Origin of the sequence: Streptomyces sp. CB09001 (assembly GCF_003369795.1) — a bacterium.
Taxonomy (GTDB): domain Bacteria; phylum Actinomycetota; class Actinomycetes; order Streptomycetales; family Streptomycetaceae; genus Streptomyces.
Window position 1 is genome coordinate 3140622 of record NZ_CP026730.1, and the last position, 17230, is coordinate 3157851.

The following is a 17230-nucleotide window of genomic DNA, read 5'->3' on the forward strand; positions in this document are numbered from 1 at the left end:
GGCGTTGCGGTGCCGCTGCGCCCACCCGTGCCGCCCCAGCGGCACGATTGCCCGCGGCTACGGCGGCTGGCGACTGCCCGCAGCTACGGCGTCTGCGACGCCAGCGCCGTTGCCGCTCGGTCCAGGGTCGTCTGGGCCGACCAGGCGTCCGTCGTGTCGTTGGCCAGGAAGGCGAAGCCGAGGAGCCGGCCGTCGGGGGTGGTGACCGTGCCGGCGAGGGTGTTCACGCCCGTGAGGGTGCCGGTCTTGGCCCGGACGAGGCCCGCTGCGCCGTCCGTGTAACGGCCGGCCAGGGTGCCGGTGAAGTGGGCGACGGGCAGGCCGGTGAGGACCGGACGCAGTTGGGGGCGGGCCGGGTCGGCCGCCTCGGTCAGCAGCGCGGTGAGCAGGTCGGCGCTGATCAGGTCGGTGCGGTCCAGGCCGCTTCCGTCGTGGAACCGCGCGCCGCCCACCGGCAGGCCGAGCTGTTCCAGGCGGGCCGTGACGGCGGCGCCCGCCCCGGCGAAGTCGGCGCGCTTGCCGGTCGCCACGGCGGTGTGGCGGGCCAGGGCCTCGGCGAGGTCGTTGTCGCTGTTGGTCAGCATCCGCTCGACCAGGGCCGACAGCGGGGGCGAGGAGACCGCGGCGAGGGTGTCGGCGCGGCCGGTGGCCTTGGAGGGGCCGGGGGCCGACGCGGTGATGCCGTGCTGCTTCAGGAGGCCGGCGAAGGTGCGGGCGGCGTCGGCGGCCGGGTCTTCCGTGCGTGGGGCCGGGCCGCTGGTGGAGTCGTCGGTGCGGCCCTCGTCGGCCATCAGGGCGGTGACGCGGGCGAGGTTCTCGTTGACCCCTATCGGGTGCATTTCCGTACCGGCGTAGAGGGTCGTGTCGTACGACAGCGTCACCTCGCGCACGCCCCGCTTCTTCAGGGCGGCGGCGGTCTTCTCGGCGAGGGCGCGCAGGCTGGCCAGGTCCCGGGCGTCCTCGCGCGCGGTGAGGGTGGGGTCGCCGCCGCCGACCAGGACGACCTCGCCGGTGTCGGCCTCCAGGGCGGTGCGGGTGGTGAGGCGGTGGTCGGGGCCGAGGGCGGTGAGGGCGGCGACGGCCGTGGCGATCTTGGTGGTGGAGGCGGGGGTGAGCGGGGCGTCGGAACCGAGGCCGTACAGGCGCTTGCCGGTGGTGAGGTCGACGACGGCCGCCGCGCGGCGCTCGCCGAGCCCGGCGGCGTCCTTGAGCAGGGGGTCGAGGAGGTCCGCGAGGTCCTGGTCGCCGGGTGCCGCCTTGACGCCGCCCGGGACGGAGGTGCCGCCGAGACCGGCCAGTACGGCCCCGGCGCTGGGCGCGGGCCGGGGTGAACCGGAGGACGTACCGGAGGCCCCGGATCCGCGGCCGTGATCTGTGCCACCCGTCTGCTCCAGGGCGACGGCCCGGTCCCGCTCGGCCGTACGCTGACCCGTGGAGTCCCAGGGGCCGGCGACGGTCACCACCCCGGCGGCCAGTGCCAGCCCGGCGGTGGCGGCACCGGCGGTGTACTGCCAGGTCTTCGGCCTCGTGATCCGGGCGAGCCGCGGCGCCGTGGCCCGTGCCAGCCGTGCGGCCCGCGGTCCGGCGGCCCGGACGAAGCGGGCCAGACGGGGACGTACGGCATCCGCGGCCCGCGCCACACGCGGTCTCGCGGTCCGCCAAGGCCTCAGCTCTGGCACTGTCACCAGCCCCTTTCGCGATCACACACCTGCGTGAGGGACACTTAACCACCAGAACTATGTGCTGATCATGGAGGAGCGTCCGGTGGAGTTCGACGTCACGATCGAGATCCCGAAGGGTTCGCGGAACAAGTACGAGGTGGACCACGAGACCGGTCGTATCCGCCTGGACCGCCGCCTGTTCACCTCGACCGCCTACCCGACCGACTACGGCTTCGTCGAGAACACCCTCGGCGAGGACGGCGACCCGCTGGACGCGCTGGTCATCCTGGACGAGCCGACCTTCCCGGGCTGCCTCATCCGCTGCCGCGCGATCGGCATGTTCCGGATGACGGACGAGGCCGGCGGCGACGACAAGCTGCTGTGCGTGCCGTCGACCGACCCGCGCGTGGAGCACCTGCGTGACATCCACCACGTGTCGGAGTTCGACCGCCTGGAGATCCAGCACTTCTTCGAGGTCTACAAGGACCTGGAGCCCGGCAAGTCCGTCGAGGGCGCCGACTGGGTGGGCCGCACCGAGGCCGAGGCCGAGATCGAGCGGTCCTACAAGCGCTTCAAGGACCAGGGCGGCCACTGATCAGGCGCCTCTGTCGTAACGGGCCGCACGCACACGCGTGCGGCCCGTTCGTGTTTGAGTGACCATACTGAGGTCAACAGGAGGGTGTGTCGGTACCAGGGAGCGTTGCGCAGGTGACGGAGGCGGAGGAGCCCAAACCGCAGTCGGACGAGGCCCGCAGTGCCTTCCGACAGCCCAGTGGGATGGCTGCGTCGATCGACGGCGAGTCGTCGACGACGTCCGAGTTCGAGATCCCGCAGGGGCTCGCCGTTCCCCGGCCCGCCGGCGGCGAGTCCGAGACGACCTCGGAGTTCTCGCTCCCCGACGGCCTGGAGGCGCCCCCGGCCGTCCCCGCGGACGCCGAGGGCTCGGCGTTCACCATGCCGAGCACGCACAGCGCGTGGACCGCCCCGACCGCCTTCACCCCGGCGAGCGGCTTCCCCGCGGTGAGCCTGGCGGACGTGCCCTGGCAGGACCGGATGCGCGCCATGCTGCGGATGCCGGTGGCCGAGCGGCCCGCGCCCGAGCCCTCGCAGAAGCACGACGACGAGACCGGCCCCGCCGTACCGCGTGTGCTCGACCTGACGCTGCGCATCGGGGAGCTGCTGCTGGCGGGCGGTGAGGGCGCCGAGGACGTCGAGGCGGCCATGTTCGCCGTCTGCCGCTCCTACGGCCTGGACCGCTGCGAGCCCAACGTCACCTTCACGCTGCTGTCGATCTCCCACCAGCCGTCCCTGGTCGACGACCCGGTGACGGCGTCGCGGACGGTACGCCGCCGGGGCACCGACTACACCCGGCTCGCGGCCGTCTTCCACCTGGTGGACGACCTCAGCGACCCCGACACGAACATCTCCCTGGAGGAGGCCTACCGGCGCCTGGCGGAAATCCGCCGCAACCGGCACCCGTACCCCACCTGGGTGCTGACCGTGGCGAGCGGTCTGCTGGCCGGCGGGGCCTCGCTGCTCGTCGGTGGCGGGCTGACCGTGTTCTTCGCGGCGATGTTCGGCTCGATGCTCGGCGACCGGCTGGCGTGGCTGTGCGCCGGGCGCGGGCTCCCGGAGTTCTACCAGTTCGCGGTGGCCGCGATGCCGCCGGCCGCGATGGGCGTCGCACTGACGGTGACGCACGTCGACGTGAAGGCGTCCGCGGTCATCACCGGTGGGCTGTTCGCGCTGCTGCCCGGGCGGGCGCTGGTCGCGGGGGTGCAGGACGGTCTGACCGGCTTCTACATCACCGCCGCGGCACGTCTGCTGGAGGTCATGTACTTCTTCGTCAGCATCGTCGCCGGGGTGCTGGTGGTGCTGTACTTCGGGGTCCAGCTGGGCGCCGAGCTCAACCCGGACGCCAAGCTGGGCACCGGTGACGAACCGTTCGTGCAGATCTTCGCCTCGATGCTGCTGTCGCTGGCCTTCGCGATCCTGCTCCAGCAGGAACGGTCCACCGTCCTCGCGGTGACCCTGAACGGCGGCGTCGCCTGGTGCGTGTACGGCGCCATGCACTACGCGGGCGACATCTCGCCGGTGGCCTCCACGGCCGCCGCGGCGGGGCTGGTGGGCCTGTTCGGGCAGCTGATGTCCCGCTACCGGTTCGCGTCGGCGCTGCCGTACACGACGGCCGCGATCGGGCCGCTGCTGCCCGGTTCGGCGACGTACTTCGGTCTGCTGGGGATCGCGCAGGGCGAGGTCGACTCGGGGCTGCTGTCGCTGTCCAACGCGGTGGCGCTGGCGATGGCCATCGCGATCGGGGTGAACCTGGGCGGGGAGATCTCGCGGCTGTTCCTGAAGGTGCCCGGCGCCGCGAGTGCGGCGGGACGCCGGGCGGCCAAGCGGACGCGGGGTTTCTAGCGCGCGGTCAGCGCCCCTGGTTGTACGGGTACTGGTCGCCGTACTGCTGGGGCTGGTCGCCGTAGCCCTGCGGGTACTGCTGGGCGTACGGCTGCTGCGGCTGCTGCGGCTGCTGCGGGTGCTGCGGGTGCTGCGGGTGCTGCTGACCGTCGTAGGGCTGGTTGCCGTAGGGCTGGTTGCCGTAGCCCTGGTCGTACTGCTGGTCGTACTGCTGCTGCGGCTGGTCGTAGGGGTCGACCCGGCGGAGCTGGGTCGTCGCGTCGTCCATGACCGGGTACGGGGGCTGGGGCTGGTGCTGCTGGGCGGCCTGGGGGGTCGGTCCGGCCGCGGCGGCGCGCTGCTTCTTCCTGCGCTCGCGCAGGTACTCGATGGCGATCGGGACGACCGAGACCAGGATGATCAGGACGAGGATGCCCTCGACGTGGGCCCGGATGAACTCGATCTGGCCGAGCCAGTAGCCCGCGAGGGTGACGCCGGTGCCCCAGGCGACGCCGCCGATCACGTTGTACGTGAGGAAGGTGCGGTACTTCATGCGGCCGGCGCCCGCCACGATGGGGGCGAAGGTGCGCACGATGGGCACGAAGCGGGCCAGGACGATCGCCTTGGGGCCGTACTTGTCCATGAACTCGTGCGCCTTCTCCAGATTCTCCTGTTTGAAGAGCTTGGAGTTGGGGCGGCTGAAGAGCTTCGGGCCGAAGAACTTGCCGATCATGTAACCGACTTGGTCGCCGAGGACGGCGGCGGCCACGATCAGGGTGCACACCAGCCACAGCGGCTGGCTGATGTACTGGCCCTGGGCGACGAAGAGGCCCGCGGTGAACAGCAGCGAGTCGCCGGGCAGGAACGCGAAGAGTCCCGACTCGGCGAAGACGATGAGCAGGATGCCGGGCAGACTGAACGTCTCGATCAGATAGTCCGGGCTGATCCACTCGGGACCGAGCGCAAGGGTGGTCACGGGATTGTGGCTCCTGCTGCTGGGGGGAGGCGGGCTGGACCTGGCTGCCCAAACGTACAACGCAGCCGCGGTGCCCCAGGTTCCACGGGGCGTCTTGGGGTGCGCCGTGACGTTCCCCGGGGAAACCTGAGAACCATGGGTATTGAAGAATACGGCGGCGGCCAGGGCCCGCAGCCCGACGTGCTCGTCGTGACCACCAACGATCTGCCGGGCCACCGGGTGCAGGAGGTGCTCGGGGAGGTCTTCGGGCTGACCGTGCGCTCCCGGCACCTGGGGAGCCAGATCGGTGCCGGGCTGAAGTCGCTGGTCGGCGGTGAGCTGCGCGGTCTCACCAAGACGCTGGTCGAGACCCGCAACCAGGCGATGGAGCGGCTGGTCGAGCAGGCACGCGCGCGGGGGGCCAACGCGGTGCTGTCCTTCCGCTTCGACGTGACGGAGGCGGCGGACGTGGGCACCGAGGTGTGCGCGTACGGGACGGCGGTGGTCGTGGCCCGGGAGTGAGTTCCGGGTGTGCGACCCGGGCCACGACCACCGCTCAGGGGGTGTGCCGGACGGCGTTGGCGAGGATCGCGTCGCGCATGTAGGCGGCGAGGCCCGGCTTGGCGGCGTCGATGTTCCGCGTGAAACGTTCGTCCGAGACGTACATCTCGCCCAGGCAGGTGTGCATCTCGTACCCGCAGTCGTAGTGGTTGCGGGCGATGCCCTGCCGGTGGTCCTCGGCGGCGTTCATGGCACCCTCGGAGTCGGCGGGCTCGCCGGCCTCCATCAGGGCGACGAAGCGCCGGGTGAGCTCGTCGGCCTCGTCCTGGATGCGCTGCCAGTCCTCCTTGGTGTAGGAGGCGGTCTTCTCCTTGGACTGGCGGTAGGCGTCGGTGTCGCCCCAGCGTTCCTGGACCTCCTCCTCGTACTGGTCGGGGTCGAAGTCGCCGAAGACCTCGAACTTCTCCTCCGGCGTGAGGTTGATTCCCATGCTGCGTGCCTCCATGGCCTGCTCCACGGCCGCCGCCATCTTCTGCAGCTTCTCGATCCGGGCGGACAGCAGCTCGTGCTGGCGGCGCAGGTGCGCGCGCGGGTCCGCGGCCGGGTCGTCGAGCAGCGCGGCGACCTCGTCGAGCGGGAAGCCCAGCTCCCGGTAGAACAGGATCTGCTGCAGCCGGTCGAGGTCGGCGTCGCTGTAGCGCCGGTGGCCCGCGTGGCTGCGCTCGCTCGGTACGAGCAGGCCGATGTCGTCGTAGTGGTGCAGCGTGCGCACCGTCACTCCGGCGAAGCCGGCCACCTGTCCCACGGAGTAGCTCACTTCCGCTCCCTTCTCTGACGCCGTCCACGCTGCCTCCTCACGTGACGTGAGGTGCAAGCCCGGAGGTTCCGCGCGCCACATCGTGGACGCTCCGCCCCGGCGGCCACCGACGCTCCGTATCACCGCAGTCCCCCGTGAGAGCTACCCCGCACTGTCCCCTCAGGGGTGATTCGGACAGGTCGCCGCTCTCATAGCGTGCTCGGCAGGTCGCGCAAGGCACGCGGCCGACGCCCTACGGAGGTCACCATGAGTACGACGCACACCGCAGCGCCGCAGCCCACGCGTCGGCAGGGTGCCCGGTTCCTCCGGTCTCCCCTCGGCTGGATGCTGACCGGGGCAGTGGGTGTGGGCCTGGCCTCCAGCCTGGCCTCCGTGGGTGGAGTGGTGGCCGTCGTGGGCTCGGCCGTGGCGGTCGTCATCTACTGGGCGGTCATGCGCCACGTCGCCCGGCGGGACGTGCCGGAGATCGCGAAGCCGGGGGCCGTGACCCACGCGTTGGCCGGCTCCGCGATCGGCTTCGCGTTCATCACCGTGTCGATGCTCACGCTCCTCACCGAGTTCTCGTTCACCGAACGGTCCGGTGACGCCCTGTCGATCGTGGCGAGCATGGCCGCGATGCAGCTCGGTGCCGCCGTGACCGAGGAACTGATCTTCCGCGGCCTCGCCCTCCAGGCGCTGGAGAAGATGTGGGGCAGCTGGGCGGCTCTGACGACCACCGCGGCGCTGTTCGGCCTACTCCACCTGGCCAACCCGGACGCCACACTGTGGAGCTCGACCGCGATCGCCGTCGAGGCCGGCGTCCTCCTCGGTGCCGCGTTCCTGTGGACGCGCAACATCTGGTTCGTCGTGGGCCTGCACTGCGCCTGGAACACCACCCTGGGCCTCATCGGCATCCCGGTCTCCGGCCACGCCTCGGAGGGTCTGATGATCACCAACCCGACCGGCCCCGACCTGGTGACCGGCGGAGACTTCGGCCTGGAGGCGTCGATCGTGCCCGTCGTCGTCAGCCTGCTGATGGCGATCCCGATGCTCATCGCCGCCCACCGGCGCGGCAACCTGGTCCCCATGGCCCGCGGGCGGCGCTGATTGCCCGTCGCGGCCCCGGGTGCGGGGTCCGGTGCCCCGGCCTACCGTCGGTCGTATGCCACTGCACCACGGGCCCCACCCGCCGCAGGACGGCGACCGGGAGCGGCGCCGGCTCGCCGTGAACCCGTTCTACGCGACGGCGGACCCCCTCGGCGGCATGACCGAGGCCCCGCCCACGCACCGTCTCCCCGACACTCCCCTGCCGCCGTCGACGGCGTACCGCCTCGTGCACGACGAGCTGATGCTCGACGGCAACGCACGGCTCAACCTGGCCACCTTCGTCACCACCTGGATGGAGCCGCAGGCCGGGGTGCTGATGAGTGAGTGCCGCGACAAGAACATGATCGACAAGGACGAGTACCCGCGCACCGCCGAGCTGGAGCGTCGCTGCGTGGCGATGCTCGCCGACCTGTGGCACGCGCCCGACCCGGAGGCGGCCGTGGGCTGCTCGACGACCGGGTCGAGCGAGGCGTGCATGCTGGCCGGGATGGCGCTGAAGCGGCGCTGGGCGCTGCGCAACGCCGACCGGTATCCGGCGAAGGACGTGCGGCCCAATCTCGTGATGGGCGTGAACGTCCAGGTCTGCTGGGACAAGTTCTGCAACTTCTGGGAGGTGGAGGCCCGCCAGGTCCCGATGGAGGGCGACCGCTTCCATCTGGACCCGCAGGCCGCCGCCGAGCTGTGCGACGAGAACACCATCGGGGTCGTCGGCATCCTGGGCTCCACCTTCGACGGGTCCTACGAGCCGATCGCGGACCTGTGCGCGGCCCTGGACGCCCTCCAGGAGCGGACCGGACTCGACATCCCGGTGCACGTCGACGGGGCATCGGGCGGGATGGTCGCGCCCTTCCTGGACGAGGGCCTGGTGTGGGACTTCCGGCTGCCGAGGGTCGCCTCGATCAACACCTCGGGGCACAAGTACGGGCTGGTCTACCCGGGGGTCGGCTGGGCGCTGTGGCGGGACGCGCAGGCCCTTCCGGAGGAGCTGGTGTTCCGGGTCAACTACCTGGGCGGCGACATGCCGACCTTCGCGCTGAACTTCTCCCGGCCGGGTGCGCAGGTGGTCGCGCAGTACTACACCTTCCTGCGGCTGGGCCGCGAGGGCTACCGGGCCGTACAGCAGTCCGCGCGGGACATCGCGGGCGCCCTCGCCGGGCGGGTGGAGGCGCTCGGCGACTTCCGGCTGCTCACGCGCGGCGACCAGCTGCCCGTGTTCGCCTTCACGACGGCCGACGACGTGACGGCGTACGACGTCTTCGACGTGTCCCGGCGGCTGCGGGAGGGCGGCTGGCTGGTGCCGGCGTACACCTTCCCGCCGCACCGCGAGGACCTGTCGGTACTCCGGGTGGTGTGCCGCAACGGCTTCTCGACCGACATGGCGGACCTGCTGCTGGCCGATCTGGAGCGGCTGCTCCCGGAACTGCGACGCCAGCCCGGCCCGCTGACCCGGGACAAGGGGGCGGCGACCGGGTTCCACCACTGACGGCTCCGCCGGTGGGTCAGGCGGGGAAGTGTCCGCTCCTGACCGCCGTGACGAACGTCGACCAGGCCGGGGCGGGGACGATCACTGCGGGGCCGTGAGGGTGCTTCGAGTCACGTACGGGGACGCCCCGGCGGTGGCCGTCGAGACTCCTTCAGCGGCGGTCCGTCGCTGAGCGCAAAATCGTAGCGGCCCTGCAACTCTCGGACCACTGACGGGGAGTCGTGCGGCATCCCCATGCGCATGCCTTCGCCGTAAGCCACTGGCGGTTGGTCTTCAAATTCCATGAACGTGACCATGCCGACGGGAGCTGACTGTTCCCTCGCGGATCCCGGCAGCGTCCTCCCGGCCGGCCCGAGTGGTCAGGTCTCCGTCGGTGGTGCGCTCATCGCCGCCGTCAGGAACGTGATCGCCCAGTGCCGGGCTGCCTCGCCGGCCACCTGGGACTGGCAGTCCGGGGAGGGCTGCTGGTAGACCTCGACGCGGTCCACCGTCGTCACGGCGAGGATCCCCCGCATCCGGAACCGCAGCTCCTCCGGGGAAAGGCCGGGCAGTGCGCGCCCGAAGGCCGCCAGGTAGCGCTCACGGACCGTGTCCTCGGCCGGACCGGTCCAGCTGCGCACCTCCTCGGCCGGGTCGCTGAGGATCGTCACGATCAGCCGGGATGTCCGGGCACCACCCTCGTCACCGGCCGGCATCTCGTCGAACAGCGGCCCCATGAATGCCTCCACCAGTTCGGCGACCGCGGGGTCCGGGGTCCTGGCGAGCAGTCGGTCGAGCCCGGCGCACTGCGCGGCGTTGATGGGCTCGATCACGCGGCGGGCGACCGCCGCCAGGAGTTCTGCCTTCGAGCCGAAGTGGTACCCAACAGCGGCCAGGTTCGCTCCGGCGAGGTCGGTGATCGCGCGGACCGAAGTGCCGCGGTAACCGCGCTCGGCGAAGAGGTGTTCGGCCGCGGCGAGGATCTGGGTGCGGGTGTCAGGTGGCGCCATACCTGCGTACGCTACAGACGTTCAATTGAAACGAACGTATGACTGAAACGAACGTACGAATAGGATGGCCATGAAACTGCTCGTATACGGCGCCGGGGTTCTCGGCAGCCTGTTCTCCGCCCGCCTGCATGAGGCCGGGCACGACGTCTCGCTCCTCGCCCGGGGCAAGCGCCTGGCCGCCCTGCGCCGGCACGGCGTGCAGCTCGCCGAGGAGGACAGCCCGGCCGTCAGGCGGGTACCGGTGCCGGTGGTCGAGCACCCGGCCGGCGGGTACGACCTGATCGCGGTCTTCGTCCGCACCCATCAGGTTGACGCCGTGCTGGAGTCACTCGCCGGTCTCGAAGGCGACGTGCTGTTCCTGCTGAACTGGGCGGCCGGCGCGGAGCCGCTGGGCGCGGTGATCGGCCCCGAGCGGGTGCTGCTCGGCTTCGGCACGGCCGGCGGCACGATGGACGGCGACGTGGTCCGCTACCGCGCTCCAAACTTCATGACCCGCCGGATCGCGACGCCGATCGGCGAACCCGACGGCCGGACCACCCCGCGACTGGAACGGATCGTGGCGGCGTTCCGGACCACCGGGATCAACGCCAGGGCCGAGCCGAAGATGGATGCCTGGCTCAAGACGCATGCCGCGTTCGAGGTCCCGCTCGGGCAGGCGGTGCACACGGCGGGCGGCCCGGTAGCGCTGGCCGACGATCCGGACGCGGTCCGCGGCATGCTCCGCCTCATGCGGCAGAACCTGGCCGCCATGCCGACGCCGCCGGTCCCCCGCGGGTTCGCCGCGTTGCAGACCCTGCCGGAAGGACTGCTCGTGGCCACGCTGCGGCGCTTCCTGCGCAGCCCGACGGCCGTACACAGCGGACTCAGCGACGCCTCGCCCGCGACGGTGGCCGAACTCGCGCGGCTGGCCGAACAGATCCGCGCCCATACGAGAATCCGGTAGGCGACAGGCGGCTGCGCCTCCTCGGCCGAGCTGCCCTAGCGGCTCAGCCGCGCGAACCTCCCCACCGCCAGCGGGAAGAACACCGCGAGCAGTGCCAGCGGCCAGGCGATCGCCGCCCATACGTGGCCGGACTCGCCGCCGGGGCCGCCGAAGAGGTCGCGGACGGCCGTGGCGGTCTGGGACATCGGGTTCCACTCGACGACCGTGCCCAGCCAGCCGGGCATGGAGTCGGGCGTGGCGAAGGCGTTGGAGAGGAAGCCGACCGGCCAGACCAGGATCTGCACCGCCTGCACCAGCTCGGGCTTCCCCGCCACCAGGGCCAGGAAGATGCCGATCCACAGCATGGCGAAGCGGAAGAGGAGGAGCAGGCCGACCGCGCCGAGGAAGCCGCCGGGGGCGCCGTGGGCCCGCCAGCCGAGCGCGTACCCGACGCCGATCAGCACGGCGAGGCCGAGCGCCGACTGGAGCATGTCGGCGGCGGAACGGCCCACCAGGACCGCGCCGTTGGTCATCGGCAGCGAGCGGAAGCGGTCGACGACACCCTTGTTGAGGTCCTGGGTGACGGCGATCATGGTGCCCTCCAGTCCGAAGGCCATGGTGAGGGCCAGCATGCCGGGGACCAGGTAGTCGACGTACTCGCCGCTCACGCCCCGGCCGCCGCCGACCAGGTAGCCGAACATCAGCAGCAGCATGACCGGGAAGACCAGGTTGACGACGACCGCGACGGGCTGCCGTCCCCAGCGGGCCAGTTCGCGGCGGGTCATGGTCCAGGAGTCGGTCAGGGCGTACGTCGCCGGGCTCATGCCTCCCGTACTCACGCGGCCTCCTTCGTGCGGTCGGTGAGGTGCAGGAACACCTCGTCCAGGGTCGGCCGGCGCAGCGCCACGTCCTCGGCCTCGATACCGGCCTCCTCCAACGCCCGCACGACCCCGGAGAGCGCTGCCATGCGGTCGGTGACGGGTGCGCTGAGCAGCCGGCGGTCGGGGTCCACGCGGACGCCGGTGAGCGGCAGCAGGGCCACCGCGGCGCCCAGGTGGCCGGGGTCGCGCAGGACGACGTCGACGCGGTCGCCGCCGGTGGCGGCCTTGAGTTCGTCCGCCGTGCCGTCGGCGACGACACGGCCGGCGTCGACGACCGAGATGCGGTCGGCGAGCTGGTCGGCCTCCTCCAGGTACTGGGTGGTGAGCAGGACCGTCGTACCGGCATCGACCAGGGAGCGGACCGAGTCCCACACCTCGGCGCGGCCGCGCGGGTCGAGGCCGGTGGTCGGCTCGTCCAGGAAGAGCACCTCCGGGTCGGTGATGAGGGACGCGGCCAGGTCCAGGCGGCGCCGCATGCCTCCGCTGTAGGCGCTGACCGGCTTGCGGCCGGTGTCGGAGAGGCCGAAGCGCGCGAGCAGTTCGTCGGCACGCGCGCGTGCCCGCCGGGCGCCCAGGTGGTGCAGGCGGCCGAACATCTCCAGGTTCTGCCGGCCGCCCAGCTCCTCGTCGAGCGCCGCGTGCTGGCCGAGCAGGCCGATGCGCAGCCGCACCGCGTACGCCTCGGCGACGACGTCGTGTCCCGCCACCTCGACGCGGCCCGCGTCGGGCCGCAGCAGGGTGGACAGGATCCGGACCAGGGTCGTCTTGCCCGCTCCGTTCGGGCCCAGCACGCCGTGCACCGTGCCGCGCGTGACCGTGAGGTCGAGTCCGTCCAACGCGTTCTTGTTGCCGTACCTCTTGCGTGCACCTTCGACGGTGATCGCCGTGTCGGCCACTGTCACTCCCCGTTCCCTTCGAGAGCCGAGCTAGCCAAATTTGACTACTGCCACAGAAGATAGCGCCCGCCCTTTGATTGGTCAAACTTGATTAGCGGGCATCCCCGTGATGCGGCCGCCCCGCCGCGAAGGGGTTCTCCTCGCCCTCCGCCAGCACACCGACGAACGGCTCGCCCTCGCCCGCGAAGGTGTACGCGCCGCCCCGCACGCGTTCGATGAGGCCGCGGGTCCATTCGGCGCCCGAGTCGGCCGAGTGGACCCAGTAGTTCATGATCTCGCCGATGTGCCCGTACTGGCCGGGCCCCTCCGCGGGCAGGTAGTACTCGGTGACGGAGGCGCGCCACTCCTCGATCTTCCGCACCCGCTCCTCCAGCAGGGCGAGCGCCTCCTCGCGCGGGAGGTCGACCATGAAGCCGAGCGCCGCCGTGAGCACGTCCGGCCGCTGGTCGTAGGCGGTGAGGTAGTCACGGAGCAGGGTGAGGTACTCCTCGGTGCCCTGCCCGGTGATCTCGTACTCCACCCGCGGCGGGCCGCCCGCCGTGGACGGCGCGATCTCGTGCGCGAGGAGCAGCCCCTGTTTCGCCATCTGCTTCAGCGCGTGGTAGATCGAGCCGGGCTTGGCGTTGGACCACTCGTGCGCGCCCCAGTACTCCAGGTCGTTGCGCACCTGGTACCCGTGGGCCCGCCCGTGCTGGCGGACGGCGCCGAGCACGAGGAGACGGATCGCTGACATGGGGTCCAGATTAGGCGGGCGCCGCCTCCTCCCTCGCCACCAGGTCCCAGGCGGAGGCGCCGTCGCAGCCTGTACCCCGCCTCAGACCTCCCGGCGCCCGACGTGCTCGACGTACAGCGTGCGGGCCTCCGCATCGAGGCGGCAGAGGATGCGCCATCGAGCGTGATGGAGCCGCCGGTGGTCGACTCCCCAGGCACGGGAGCCCGCCGGCCGCGGGCTCCCCCGCGAGCCGATCGGTGGCGTGCAGGAGGTCGTCGACACCTGCCGGGTCACCCTTGAGGTGCCCGGTGGCCGCGTCCAAAGCAGCCGGCTCCCAGACGACCTGCCCGGTCACTCGTCAACCCGCCCGGCCGCGCCTCCAGCAGAGCGCGTCGTGCCTCGGCGTGCGGGACGGGAGTCTCGTGGCGCCCGAGCGCGCGGTCCCGCTCCAAGCGGGCCGGCGCCCGTGCGTCCTCGAGGTCTTCCGACTCGGCCGGTGACACGAGGACCGCAGCTGGTACACCCCGGGCGGTCGGCGTGACGTGTTCGTGCTGCGCGGCCCGCCCGGCAAGCTCACGGAGATACGGACTCAGAACGGGAACCCGCTCCGCCCGTGCTGCACCGAGATCCACTTCTGGGTGGTGAAGGCGTCCAGCATGGTGTCGCCGTTCAGACGGCCGAGGCCGGAGTGCTTCTCGCCGCCGAAGGGCACGATCGGCTCGTCGTGCACGGTGCCGTCGTTCACGTGGAACATGCCGGTGTCGATCTGCTTGGCGAAGTTGACGCCCCGCTCCACGTTCCCGGTGTGCACGGCGCCGCTCAGCCCGTACGGCGTGTCGTTGACGAGGCGTACGGCCTCCTCCTCCCCATCGAACGGGACGAGGAAGGCGACCGGGCCGAAGACCTCCTGCTGGAGCAGCGCGGAGTCGGCGGGCAGGCCGGTCAGGACCGACGGCTCGACGAGGTTGTCGGTGACCGAGCCGCGCACCAGGGCGGTCGCGCCCTCGGCGAGGGCCTGCTCGACCACGCCGGAGAGCGCGTCGGCCTGCGAGGAGTTGATCACCGGGCCGATGACGGTGGCCGGGTCGCGCGGGTCGCCGACCTTGAGGGACTTCACCTTGGCGACGAACTTCTCGGTGAACTCGTCGGCCACGGCGCGGTCGACCAGCACACGGTTGGCGGCCATGCAGACCTGGCCCTGGTGGACGTACCGGCTGAAGACCGCGGCGTCGACCGCGTAGTCGACGTCGGCGTCGTCGAGGACCACCAGCGCGCTGTTGCCGCCCAGTTCGAGGACCGAGCGCTTGAAGTTCGCGGCGCAGACCGTGGCCACGTGCCGGCCGACCTTGTCGGAGCCGGTGAAGGAGATCACCTTGGGGACCGGGTGCTCGATGAAGGCGTCGCCGATCTCCGCGATGTCGGTGACCACGACGTTGAGCAGGCCGCCCGGCAGTCCGGCGTCCTCGAGGAGCTTCGCGACCAGCGTGCCGCCGACGACCGGCGTGTTCTGGTGCGGCTTGAGGACGACGCCGTTGCCCAGGGCGAGGGCCGGGGCGACCGACTTCAGGGAGAGCAGGAAGGGGAAGTTGAAGGGGCTGATGACGCCCACGACGCCGACCGGCACCCGGTAGACGCGGTTCTCCTTGCCGTCGACCGGGGACGGGATGATCCGGCCCTCGGGCGCCAGCGCCAGGTGGACCGCCTCGCGCAGGAACTCCTTGGCCAGGTGCAGCTCGAAGGCGGCCTTCAGACGGGTGCCGCCCAGCTCGGCGACGATCGCCTCGCCGATCTCCGCCTCGCGCTCCTCCACCAGGCGCAGGGCCTTCTCGAACACCGCGCGGCGCGCGTAGGGGTTCGTCGCGGCCCACTGCTTCTGCGCGCGCTCGGCGGCCCGGTAGGCGGCGTCGACCTCGTCGACGGTGGCTATCGTGATCGAGGCGAGCTTCTCGTTGTCGTACGGGTTGAAGTCGATGATGTCCCAGGAGCCGGTGCCGGGGCGCCACTCGCCGTCGATGTACTGCTGGGCGAGGTCGGTGAAGTACGACGACATGTGTTCCCTCAATCCCCTTAGCTGCCGCAGCCGCCGCGAGCGAGCCGCCTGATTGGGCGTCATCGTACTTATGTTTCAGGAGAGTTGAAGGAGTCCTCGCAGAAGGTCCCGGCTCTCGCCCGGGCCCGGGCTGTCCTGCTGGAGCTCCTTCAGCGCCGTCTCGTACTGGGTGACGTCCTCCTGCTTGTCCAGGTACAGCGCACTGGTGAGCTGCTCCAGGTAGACGACGTCCGAGAGGTCGGACTCGGGGAAGCTGAGGAGCGTGAACGCGCCACTCTCACCGGAGTGCCCGCCGAAGCCGAAGGGCATGACCTGGAGCCGCACATTGGGGCGTTCGGACACCTCGATCAGGTGCTGGAGCTGGCCGCGCATCACCTCGCGGTCGCCGTACGGGCGGCGCAGGGCGGCCTCGTCGAGCACGATGTGGAACTCGGGGGCGTTCTCCGCGACCAGGTGCTTCTGCCGCTCCAGGCGCAGCGCCACCCGCCGCTCGACGTCCGCCTCTCCGGCGCCCTTCATGCCGCGCCGGACGACCGCGCGGGCGTACTCCTCGGTCTGCAGCAGGCCGTGCACGAACTGCACCTCGTAGGCCCGGATCAGCGAGGCGGCGCCCTCCAGCCCCACGTAGGTGGGGAACCAGCTGGGCAGTACGTCGGAGTAACTGTGCCACCAGCCCGCGACATTGGCCTCCTTGGCCAGGGAGAGCAGGGAGGCGCGCTCCTGCTCGTCCGTGATGCCGTACAGCGTCAGCAGGTCCTCGACGTCCCGCGTCTTGAAGCTCACCCGGCCCAGCTCCATCCGGCTGATCTTCGACTCCGAGGCGCGGATCGAGTAGCCCGCGGCCTCGCGCGTGATCCCCCGCGTCTCACGCAGTCGCCTGAGTTGTGATCCGAGCAGCATGCGCCGCACCACCGATCCGGGCTCTCCCGCGCTCACGTTCGCCAGCCTCCCCAACCGTCTTCAGGGGCCGAAGTCTGCCACTAAAACACTCCGAGCAGTACTCGTCCGGTTACGGAAACGGAATTGAGCCAACGGAAACGTGCAGGATCATGCACGCGGCAGGCCGGAACCGGCCGTCGCGGGAGATGAAGGGGAGGCGAAGATGACGGAAAAATTGACCAACAAGCGGTACGGGCAGGTCCATTTCGGTCACGTGCACGTGCATCTGCCCTTGCATCTGCGGTACGCATCCGAAACCATGGTCCCGCACCACCGCGCCGCATCGCTATGACCGCGAATTCCCGGGAGTGCCTCGCATGGGGACGAATGGATCGACCATGCTCGAGCCGTTACGGCAGGGCCTTCCGCCACTCGACCCCGCGGCCGTGTCCAACGCCGCCTCCTGCGCCCTGCCGCCCCGGTACGAAGCGGTGCGCGAGGCCCGGAGGTTCACCCGCAGGACGCTCGACGGCTGGGACACCGGCGACCGCTTCGACGACGTCTGCCTGGTGGTCTCCGAACTCGTCACCAACGCCCTGCGCCACGCGCTGCCGGCGGACACCCCGCGCCACGACGAGCAGCACGGGCCGGTGCGGCTGCACCTGATGCGCTGGACCGAGCGGCTGGTGTGCGCGGTGCGCGACCCCAGCCACGAGAGCCCGGTGGCCCGCGAGACGGACGACTTCTCGGCGGAGTCGGGCCGGGGCCTGTTCCTCGTCGACTCCTTCAGCGACAGCTGGGGCTGGCATCCCCTGGCCGGGACGCTCAACGGCAAGGTGGTCTGGGCGCTGTTCCGGACATAGCCACGGCAAGGTGGCCTGGGCGCTGATCCGGACATAGCCACGGCAAGGTGGCCTGGGCGCTGATCCGGACATAGCCACGGCAAGGTGGCCTGGGCGCTGATCCGGACATGGCCGGAGACGGGCGGCCCGGCGCCGGAC

16 protein-coding genes and 2 pseudogenes are annotated in these 17230 nt (G+C 71.2%); 7 read left to right on the top strand and 11 right to left on the bottom strand.

Translation table 11 applies throughout. From position 1 onward, the window contains the following. Positions 1–83 precede the first annotated feature (83 nt). Positions 84–1640, bottom strand: a complete 1557-nt coding sequence (gene dacB / locus C4J65_RS14290; protein WP_240330422.1) for a D-alanyl-D-alanine carboxypeptidase/D-alanyl-D-alanine-endopeptidase — start codon at positions 1638–1640, stop codon at positions 84–86. Positions 1641–1764: 124 nt separating this feature from the next. Between dacB and C4J65_RS14295 the strand changes: the two genes are divergently transcribed. Beyond that, positions 1765–2256, top strand: a complete 492-nt coding sequence (locus C4J65_RS14295; RefSeq protein WP_003975424.1) for an inorganic diphosphatase — start codon at positions 1765–1767, stop codon at positions 2254–2256. 113 nt (positions 2257–2369) lie between these two features. Next, positions 2370–4079: a threonine/serine exporter family protein gene (locus C4J65_RS14300; RefSeq protein ID WP_162833184.1), complete on the top strand. Its 1710-nt coding sequence runs from the start codon at positions 2370–2372 to the stop codon at positions 4077–4079. 7 nt (positions 4080–4086) lie between these two features. Here C4J65_RS14300 and C4J65_RS14305 read toward each other — a convergent pair whose 3' ends face one another. Next, a complete protein-coding gene (locus C4J65_RS14305) occupies positions 4087–5034 on the bottom strand; it encodes a VTT domain-containing protein (RefSeq protein WP_115742762.1) in 948 nt (315 codons plus the stop codon). Positions 5035–5169: 135 nt separating this feature from the next. Between C4J65_RS14305 and C4J65_RS14310 the strand changes: the two genes are divergently transcribed. Next, on the top strand, positions 5170–5535 hold the full coding sequence (locus C4J65_RS14310; protein WP_003975421.1) for a YbjQ family protein: 366 nt from the start codon (positions 5170–5172) through the stop codon (positions 5533–5535). A gap of 34 nt (positions 5536–5569) precedes the next feature. On the opposite strand, the gene C4J65_RS14315 is transcribed toward C4J65_RS14310, so the two are convergent. Beyond that, positions 5570–6331 (bottom strand): MerR family transcriptional regulator, encoded by a 762-nt coding sequence (locus tag C4J65_RS14315; RefSeq protein ID WP_115742763.1) that lies wholly within the window; start codon positions 6329–6331, stop codon positions 5570–5572. 246 nt (positions 6332–6577) lie between these two features. Here C4J65_RS14315 and C4J65_RS14320 point away from each other — a divergent pair, with 246 nt between their 5' ends. Next, a complete protein-coding gene (locus tag C4J65_RS14320; RefSeq protein ID WP_115742764.1) occupies positions 6578–7417 on the top strand; it encodes a CPBP family intramembrane glutamic endopeptidase in 840 nt (279 codons plus the stop codon). Positions 7418–7472: 55 nt separating this feature from the next. Beyond that, positions 7473–8900 (top strand): glutamate decarboxylase, encoded by a 1428-nt coding sequence (locus C4J65_RS14325; protein ID WP_115742765.1) that lies wholly within the window; start codon positions 7473–7475, stop codon positions 8898–8900. Between the two features lie 16 nt (positions 8901–8916). On the opposite strand, the pseudogene C4J65_RS14330 reads toward C4J65_RS14325, so the two are convergent. The 3 genes and pseudogenes from C4J65_RS14330 to C4J65_RS14340 all read right to left on the bottom strand — a co-directional run. Beyond that, a pseudogene (locus C4J65_RS14330) lies at positions 8917–9027 on the bottom strand (DUF397 domain-containing protein); the annotation flags it as partial. After that, positions 9011–9196 (bottom strand): annotated as a pseudogene (locus C4J65_RS36635) (hypothetical protein); the annotation flags it as partial. The pseudogenes C4J65_RS14330 and C4J65_RS36635, both read right to left, overlap by 17 nt. 63 nt (positions 9197–9259) lie before the next feature. Further along, the gene (locus tag C4J65_RS14340) at positions 9260–9889 is read right to left on the bottom strand and encodes a TetR/AcrR family transcriptional regulator (protein WP_115742766.1); all 630 of its coding nucleotides are present in this window, start codon (positions 9887–9889) and stop codon (positions 9260–9262) included. Positions 9890–9959: 70 nt separating this feature from the next. Between C4J65_RS14340 and C4J65_RS14345 the strand changes: the two genes are divergently transcribed. After that, a complete protein-coding gene (locus tag C4J65_RS14345; protein ID WP_115746448.1) occupies positions 9960–10832 on the top strand; it encodes a 2-dehydropantoate 2-reductase N-terminal domain-containing protein in 873 nt (290 codons plus the stop codon). 35 nt (positions 10833–10867) lie between these two features. Here the strand turns inward: C4J65_RS14345 and C4J65_RS14350 are convergent, their stop codons facing one another. From C4J65_RS14350 to C4J65_RS14375, 5 genes are all read right to left on the bottom strand, one after another. Further along, the gene (locus C4J65_RS14350) at positions 10868–11635 is read right to left on the bottom strand and encodes an ABC transporter permease (protein ID WP_162833579.1); all 768 of its coding nucleotides are present in this window, start codon (positions 11633–11635) and stop codon (positions 10868–10870) included. An 11-nt stretch (positions 11636–11646) separates the two neighbouring features. Next, positions 11647–12588, bottom strand: coding sequence for an ATP-binding cassette domain-containing protein (locus C4J65_RS14355; RefSeq protein WP_162833580.1), 942 nt, complete (start codon positions 12586–12588; stop codon positions 11647–11649). 91 nt (positions 12589–12679) lie between these two features. Next, a complete protein-coding gene (locus tag C4J65_RS14360) occupies positions 12680–13321 on the bottom strand; it encodes a PadR family transcriptional regulator (protein ID WP_115742769.1) in 642 nt (213 codons plus the stop codon). A gap of 568 nt (positions 13322–13889) precedes the next feature. Next, positions 13890–15350, bottom strand: a complete 1461-nt coding sequence (locus C4J65_RS14370) for an aldehyde dehydrogenase family protein (RefSeq protein ID WP_115742770.1) — start codon at positions 15348–15350, stop codon at positions 13890–13892. Between the two features lie 75 nt (positions 15351–15425). Further along, on the bottom strand, positions 15426–16250 hold the full coding sequence (locus tag C4J65_RS14375; protein WP_115746449.1) for a helix-turn-helix transcriptional regulator: 825 nt from the start codon (positions 16248–16250) through the stop codon (positions 15426–15428). Positions 16251–16627: 377 nt separating this feature from the next. Between C4J65_RS14375 and C4J65_RS14385 the strand changes: the two genes are divergently transcribed. Beyond that, positions 16628–17092 (top strand): ATP-binding protein, encoded by a 465-nt coding sequence (locus tag C4J65_RS14385; protein ID WP_115742772.1) that lies wholly within the window; start codon positions 16628–16630, stop codon positions 17090–17092. Positions 17093–17230: the final 138 nt, after the last annotated feature.

Bases quoted from the DNA above. Each gene is read 5' to 3' on its own strand.
- C4J65_RS14310 (WP_003975421.1), top strand. From the start codon at position 5,170: ATGGGTATTGAAGAATACGGCGGCGGCCAGGGCCCGCAGCCCGACGTG.
- C4J65_RS14320 (WP_115742764.1), top strand. From the start codon at position 6,578: ATGAGTACGACGCACACCGCAGCGCCGCAGCCCACGCGTCGGCAGGGT.
- C4J65_RS14325 (WP_115742765.1), top strand. From the start codon at position 7,473: ATGCCACTGCACCACGGGCCCCACCCGCCGCAGGACGGCGACCGGGAG.
- C4J65_RS14340 (WP_115742766.1), bottom strand. From the start codon at position 9,889: ATGGCGCCACCTGACACCCGCACCCAGATCCTCGCCGCGGCCGAACAC.
- C4J65_RS14345 (WP_115746448.1), top strand. From the start codon at position 9,960: ATGAAACTGCTCGTATACGGCGCCGGGGTTCTCGGCAGCCTGTTCTCC.
- C4J65_RS14350 (WP_162833579.1), bottom strand. From the start codon at position 11,635: ATGAGCCCGGCGACGTACGCCCTGACCGACTCCTGGACCATGACCCGC.
- C4J65_RS14360 (WP_115742769.1), bottom strand. From the start codon at position 13,321: ATGTCAGCGATCCGTCTCCTCGTGCTCGGCGCCGTCCGCCAGCACGGG.
- C4J65_RS14370 (WP_115742770.1), bottom strand. From the start codon at position 15,350: ATGTCGTCGTACTTCACCGACCTCGCCCAGCAGTACATCGACGGCGAG.
- C4J65_RS14375 (WP_115746449.1), bottom strand. From the start codon at position 16,250: ATGCTGCTCGGATCACAACTCAGGCGACTGCGTGAGACGCGGGGGATC.
- C4J65_RS14385 (WP_115742772.1), top strand. From the start codon at position 16,628: ATGCTCGAGCCGTTACGGCAGGGCCTTCCGCCACTCGACCCCGCGGCC.